Below are 6,984 nucleotides of genomic sequence, written 5' to 3' on the forward strand. Positions count from 1 at the left end.
CGACCGACGGAGTCTACGTGCATGCCCAGTAGGGTCCAGTACGGGCTTAATGCTTCAATAGCCCTCATCAAATTTAGTAATTCCATTAATTCATTACCGCACCTATTCATTGCGCCGCCTCACTACCTTGCATGGCTTTTAAGTGAAGTGGCTTATGGGGACTCTAGGGAGTTGGCTCCGAAATAATTACTTCATAGCTCTGATCGGTTCCTATGGAATACCGTGCTTGGCTAGGCAGTCCCTGTTTATCGCTATCTTCCTTAAGACCCACGCCCTCTCGCTCACCTTTATTGGTTGTAGCATCTCATTGATAATGGTCAGTGGGTCGTAGTCCCTACTGAGGACTATACACCTAGGCCTCTCCAAACAAAGCCTTGCCGCTCTCACCTCTGCCGGCTCATTATCAGCAAGGACGTACTCAAGGCCCAAGTCCCTAAGCCACTTGATCCTTGACCCAGCGACGCCCCTGTGTTCGGGCTTTGAGTAATCAAGCACGAATAATACCCTGGGCTCCAGGTAGCCGTAGTCAATCGCCAACCGCATATTCACTAGGAAGGACCTTGGGTCATTAACGCCGTAGGTTATGCTTGCCAGGTCAATGATTAGGTAATCATAGTACCCATTGACTAGGTCAGGCAGTAATCCCCTGGAAACCTCAACCACACACCTCGAGTAAACCCTGCGCAGTTTAGGGTCCATTGGAATCGGGTTTTAGGGATGAAAATTAAACCTAAGGTTCACTTATTCCTTCATTAACTCCTCCATGTATGGTTTCAGTGCCTCTAGGGTTGCGTAGAAGGCGTCTGGGTTTAGCACCGCGTTTATGTTAACGGCCTTATCCACGGGCCAGCCCATCAAAACCTTCTTTATTGGCACCTCAAGCTTCTTGTAATTCCTAGTCATTGGTATGTCCGGCACCTGGATTATGTAGTCGGCTATGAAGTAGGGACCAAGTTGAGTCCTGAGTGCATCGTTTATCCTCCTCCTCAACTCATCCGTTAATTGTAGACCTGGTCTCAACGCGACGAGGAGCACGAGCTTCCCCTTAACCTCTATGGCAAGGCTTCCCTGAACCTCCGGTAGGGACTCGACGACCTTGTATATGTCCAGCGTGCCAATCCTAATACCCTTCCTCTTTATTGTGGAGTCTGAGCGCCCCGTTATAACCACCGTACCCCTATCCGTTATTAATGCCCAATCCCCATGCCTCCAAACGCCTGGGAACACATTGAAGTAGCTCTCCATGTACCACCTGTAGTCTGGGTCGTTCCAGAAGTATATTGGCATTGAAGGCATTGGCTTCTCGAGAACAAGTTCACCAACCTCATTAACCACGGGCCTACCCTCCTCATCATACACATTCACGGCCGCGCCCAACCACCTACACTGCATCTCACCCTCCCAAACAGGCAGTATTGGGCAGCCCCCAACGAACGCGGAAACCACATCAGTCCCACCACTGATCGGCGCCAACCAAACATCCTCCTTAACCCTGGTGTAAACCCACTCAAAGCCCTGGGGCGATAGTGGCGCCGCTGTCGAGCCTATCTCCCTGAGGGTCTTCAGGTTGAACTGCCTGCCTGGCTCTATCGTGGACTTCATCGCGGCGTGTATGTATGGTGCACTAAGCCCGAGTATTGTTAAGCTCTCCTTCTCAGTAATCTCCCAGTAGGGTTCGAAGTTCCTAAACGTGGGGTCACCATCGTAGAACAGTATTGTGGTTCCGAAGAGTAGGGCGTCCACGGTGAAGTTCCACATCATCCAGGACGGTGTCGTGTACCAAGTGAACTTATCACTCGGTTTATAATCCATGTGCAAACCAACCTTGTAGGCTTCTAGGAGGACACCACCGTGGCTGTGAACCACAGGCTTCGGTATCCCGGTGGTTCCCGATGTGAACAATACCCAGAGGGGTTCGTTGAACTCCATGGGTTCGAAGCTTAAGCCCAAGCCCCTCGCGCTGGTTACATCCCTCCAATCATGCACAGGCTTGTTAATCCTCAACTCCACCGAATCCCTCATGTTCGGCACAATCACAACCCTCTCGATACTCTCTACCGAATCCACTATTTGCCTAACATCACCGTACTTATCAAAGACCCTACCCCTGTATGGGTAACCATCAACCGCAACCAACACCCTAGGCTTAAGTATGTTGAACCTATCAATAGCAGCCCTAGGGGCCAATTCAGCACCAACCCCAACCCAAATGGCGCCTATGCTCACCGTGGCCAATAGGGCAACGATAGCCTCGGGGATTTGGCTCACGTAGGCCGCCACCCTATCACCCCTACCAACACCAACACTCCTAAGCCAATTAGCCAATGAGGCGATCTCCCTCGCCATTTGATCCCAGGTAAGGCTCCTCCTAACTCCATCCTCCCTAACATAGACAACAGCCTCCTCACCCCAACGGGCAGCCCTAAAAACATGCTCGGCATAATTCAGCCTGGATCCAACGAACCAACGGGCACCAGGCATCTTGGCTGGTTCGAGAACCTTCGTGTAGGGCGTGTGTGAGGTGACGTTGAAGTACCGCCAAACAGTCTCCCAGAAGGTCTCGAGGTTATCCACAGACCACCTCCAAAGCGCATCGTAATTCTTAACATTCTCCCTGGGATTATCTATCGACACCTCGAAATTAAGCCCATAGAATTCACGCAACCAATTCACAAACCTCAGGATGTTTGAATCCCTAATCACACTCGAACTAGGGCTCCAAAGGACCCTAGGCTCCCCAACCATATAACCACTATATACTTCATCAATATATAAATATTTACTTGCCTACCTAACTGTTTTACCTACATAAAATGTGCATTCCAAGCCATGGCACCGCATCATTTTAGTAAAAATTATAAAGTGCCCCACCTATGGTTTCGTGGATGTCGAAGAAACCTGAGGAGAAGGCTGGAGCCAAGGCTGCGGCTAAGGCAGCAGGCAAGGCTGCAGAGAAGGCCGCGGAGAAGGCGGCGGAAAAGCCAGCTGCGGCACCTGCGGCTGCGGTTAAGGAGGAAGAGGCTGGTGCGGAGGCTGGTAGGAAGGGTTGGTTAATGGCCGCCGTGATACCACAGGAGGAGTGGAAGGGATTTAGGTACAGGGGTTATACATTCGAGGAGATCTCGAAGATGTCGATGGAGGACTTCATAAAGCTATTACCTGCAAGGCAAAGGAGGAGCTTGATGAGGGGTTTGAAGCCTGAGCACAGGAGGTTGCTTGAGAAGATTAGGAGGGCCAGGAAGTTGATGGCCGAGGGTAAGAAGGTAACCATTAAGACCCACGCCAGGGACATGATAATACTGCCCGAGATGGTTGGTTTAACGATATCCGTCTACAACGGTATAACGTACCTACCAGTAACCATAAGTCCATGGCACGTGGGCCACTACCTCGGCGAGTTCGCAATAACTAATAAGATAGTTCAGCACGGCGAGCCTGGATTGAAGGCGACGAGGAGCACGCTGCATATAGCCTCGAAGTAACCTTACGCCATCATCACCGTAATGAAAAATGCTTATAAATGCTAAATTCACGGTAGTAGTCGAGTATGGCGTCAGTAACTGTGGATCCAAAGACGTTCTATGCCAACCCACCGCAGGGAAAGCCCTTCTACGTGAGATTCGCGGTACCGCAGGATCTAGCTGAGAAGGCATACGAGGTTCTATCGGCAGCTAGGGAAACAGGTAGGATAAGGAAGGGCACCAACGAGGTCACAAAGGCAGTTGAGAGGGGCCTAGCCAAGCTAGTGCTTATTGCGGAGGATGTTGATCCACCAGAGATAGTTGCCCACCTACCAATACTCTGCGAGGAGAAGGGCGTGCCTTACATCTACGTACCCAGTAAGGAGAGGCTTGGTAAGGCGGCTGGTCTCCAGAACACGTCGGCAGCCTCAGCCGTAATTATCGATCCAGGGCAGGCATCGGCTGAGTTGGAGAATTTAGTTAGGCAGTTGAATGATGTTAGGGTAAAGATGGGATTAAACCCAATACAACTGCCACAACCACAGGCCGCACCACCAGCCGAGAAGGCACCAGCCAAAAGAGCCGCTAGGAAGGGTGAATCTAAGTGAGCGAGGGCGAGACCAAGGCTGAAAGGTTTAGCCCCTACGAGGATGCGGTGGCGGCACTGGTTGTTCAAATACTCGGTAGGACAGGCATTGCTGGTGAGGTTAATACCGTGAGGGTCAGGATACTGGAGGGCAGGGATAGGGGTAGGGTGATAACGAGGAATATTAAGGGCCCGGTCAGGGTTGGCGATATAGTCATGCTAAGGGAGACAGAGCGCGAAGCCAGGAAACTAACAGTTAAGTAAAATCAAATACCAAGGTATTAGTATTAACTTAAGGGTAAAATCCTCAAGGACAAATAGGTATTTTTATAATAGAGAACAGAACGTACTTGAAATATTACAATGGTGACTGCCAAACATCCCCCTCATCCCGCTGCCTCTGGTCATTATTAACCTGCTGTTGGGTTTGGGTCCCATTCTCGGGTAAGCTCTCTTAGCCCTGAATTGTTTCAGGCTGTTTCGCGAGGCTCTAAGTATTATGGATATTAGCAATTAATAAGGGTGGAAATTCGCTTACCTATGGCGCTTTCTCCTAAGTGTTATTGTGGTTATGATGAGTGCCACCACTGGTACTGCGGTTACGATGTAGAGTCTCGTGTAGTTTGGTGTGTACGTTATTGTTAGGGTTATTGGTTTGTTGGCGGTGATTGCTACTGCGGTGGTGTTTGGTTGGTAAAGCACTAGTCCTGCGTACTGGCTGTATGCTGGTGCAATTACGGCTATGGTTGTGCCTTTGTTTACCCAGGCTGTGTAGTTGGTGGTGGGTTGTCCGTTGATGTATATGGGCTTTGTGGACGTGATGGAGACCAGGTACTTGGTTGTCCAGTTTATAGTGAGTGTTGTTGGTTGGTTCACCACAATGGTCTCGTTCATTATGCCTGGCGTGAGCATGGTGCCGTTGCTGAGCACCTGGGATTTAGCGATAATCGTAACTGCTGAGCTTGCATTAATCCAGGTGGAGTAGTTGGTGACCTTAAGTCCATTAAAGTAAACTGGTAGTGGTGAAGCCACAGACACTAGGTATTGTAGTTGGTATTGGGGTGATATGTCGTATGCCATGAACCAGTTTTTGTTTGGCGTGATAGTTATTGTTGTGCCGTAAAACCACTGGCTATTGAGATAGTATCCCTCAAGGACGTATCTCGTGTTATTGCTTATGTAAACCACGGAGGGTATGTTGATCATCGTTGGCTGAGTTACGTAATATGAGAAGCTATACCCAGTGACTGGATTCGTGTAACTAACATAGGTCATGGGCAGGATGGGCGTGGGCAATTGGGTAGCGATAAACCCAGGCTTAAAGGTGCCCAGGGTTACTGCGACTAGGTTGTTACTACTCACTGTAACGTTTATGTTAGTTACCGCCGACTCCTCCGTGTCAAAACCAAAATCATAAAGCGTGGGTAAGACTTCCCAGCCACTACCGTTCCAGTAAAGCATTGATAAATTAGCACTCAATTGATTAAACATAGTCCACTCGCCATTCCCGTACCCAGCAAAAACGAACTCAGCATCCATGGGCCACCCACCACCGGTCAATTGTGCCCCAACCTCGAAGTAGGCATTTGTTGCCGGTGTCGATGGCATTATGGTTACATTGTCGAACCAAATCACAGTCGGCCATTCATAGCCACCATTCCTAATTATCACATAGCCGAAATCAACATGAACAACACCACCGCTGGCGTATGCATTCATTATTAGGTAACCACCCAGGGGTGGGGAGTAGGTGCTGGATGATGTTGCGTAACCGTAGTAAAGCCCACCGCTCGAGTTGTAAACTGCACCATTACCCACAATGGATTGATTAGAGAGGGTGGGTGTAGGCGATGTATAGTTCCAGACATTATCCACGACATAAAACTCGTTACTGCCCTTAACAAACTGAACAACATCCTGAACCCAGTAGTATTGATATTGCCCATTAACCAACTCAACAACAACCACAGCATTCAACTGGAGAGAGGCACCACTATTCCAGACACCAAATTGTGAGCGGCCACTTGGATTATACGCCATAATACTACCAATGTCGAAGTAACCCATCAACTCATTCGTAACTATCGGACTGGTTGGGAATGAGGCAATACCAATGGGTAAGTCGGAATCATTAAATACGTATACCTCCACGTAATAATTTGAACCTGGTACTGGGTATATGGCAATAACGTAGTTACCAGCTGGCGCAGGTATGGCGAGAACAGAGCCTCGTATTATTGTTCCGTGATAAATAGCCGGTTCCGCCTGCGACTGGTTCCACCACAGGTTGAAGTTCTGCTGTGTAAACACCGCCACATTGAATGTGTGGGGGTCAGCACTTATGATCACGATATAACCAGGGGTCACGAGGCTCTCGTTCATCAGCACCGCATAGGTACCAGGTGGTAGAGGTTGAATCAAGGTTTGGGCATGCACCACCAGGGCTATGGATAGGGCCACTGCCATTATTACTAACACCCACCTCATGGTACGGCACCCTGCTCAGCCACCCACCTTACCATCTTATTAAACCCTTTTCGCGTGTTGTACGTTGCGAATGGTACGGCCACGAAACCCACGAAAACAATCGCCAAGTACGCAGTCCACTTCCACTCATCCTCAGCAACATCGAAGTTATCTATGCCAGTTAATTCATAGAGGGTCTCGGTTATCTTCCTCATGCTTAATCCAATAAGTATTAGGCCGATAACCACGGCTGCTCCGGTAATATAGCTAACATAGTTATAATAATGGTATGATATTGGCATTGCTGCCACGATAATCCACGCCACAAACTGAAGCCTAGCCATACTAATCAAGTCAGGATTGTTATAGTACCTACCAATACCCTCAACACCCCTCCTCAACAGGTAAGCACCATAAAGGGCTACGCCCATACTAACTAACGTATAGACGATGCGCATTACTACCACATAG

At 49.2% G+C, this 6,984-nt stretch carries 7 protein-coding genes; 3 read left to right on the forward strand and 4 right to left on the reverse strand.

Going from position 1 to position 6,984, the window contains the following annotated elements:
• Positions 1-210: 210 nt before the first annotated feature.
• On the reverse strand, positions 211-699 hold the full coding sequence (locus B7L70_RS11370) for a hypothetical protein (RefSeq protein WP_081228293.1): 489 nt from the start codon (positions 697-699) through the stop codon (positions 211-213).
• 42 nt (positions 700-741) lie between these two features.
• Complete coding sequence (locus B7L70_RS11375; RefSeq protein ID WP_081228294.1) at positions 742-2,745, reverse strand: acetoacetate--CoA ligase; 2,004 nt, start codon at positions 2,743-2,745, stop codon at positions 742-744.
• A gap of 308 nt (positions 2,746-3,053) precedes the next feature.
• On the opposite strand from B7L70_RS11375, the gene B7L70_RS11380 reads away from it, so the two are divergent.
• From B7L70_RS11380 to B7L70_RS11390, 3 genes are all read left to right on the forward strand, one after another.
• Positions 3,054-3,482, forward strand: a complete 429-nt coding sequence (locus B7L70_RS11380; RefSeq protein ID WP_238376230.1) for a 30S ribosomal protein S19 — start codon at positions 3,054-3,056, stop codon at positions 3,480-3,482.
• A 65-nt stretch (positions 3,483-3,547) separates the two neighbouring features.
• Positions 3,548-4,069: a 50S ribosomal protein L7Ae gene (gene rpl7ae, locus B7L70_RS11385; protein WP_081228296.1), complete on the forward strand. Its 522-nt coding sequence runs from the start codon at positions 3,548-3,550 to the stop codon at positions 4,067-4,069.
• Positions 4,066-4,311: a 30S ribosomal protein S28e gene (locus B7L70_RS11390; RefSeq protein WP_081228297.1), complete on the forward strand. Its 246-nt coding sequence runs from the start codon at positions 4,066-4,068 to the stop codon at positions 4,309-4,311. Before rpl7ae ends, B7L70_RS11390 begins: the two co-directional genes overlap by 4 nt.
• A gap of 270 nt (positions 4,312-4,581) precedes the next feature.
• Here the strand turns inward: B7L70_RS11390 and B7L70_RS11395 are convergent, their stop codons facing one another.
• Positions 4,582-6,534 (reverse strand): thermopsin, encoded by a 1,953-nt coding sequence (locus B7L70_RS11395; protein WP_081228298.1) that lies wholly within the window; start codon positions 6,532-6,534, stop codon positions 4,582-4,584.
• Positions 6,531-6,984: hypothetical protein (locus B7L70_RS11400; RefSeq protein ID WP_238376229.1), on the reverse strand; the 454-nt coding region annotated here is incomplete at its 5' end. The genes B7L70_RS11395 and B7L70_RS11400, both read right to left, overlap by 4 nt.

Source organism: Vulcanisaeta sp. EB80 (assembly GCF_002078205.2).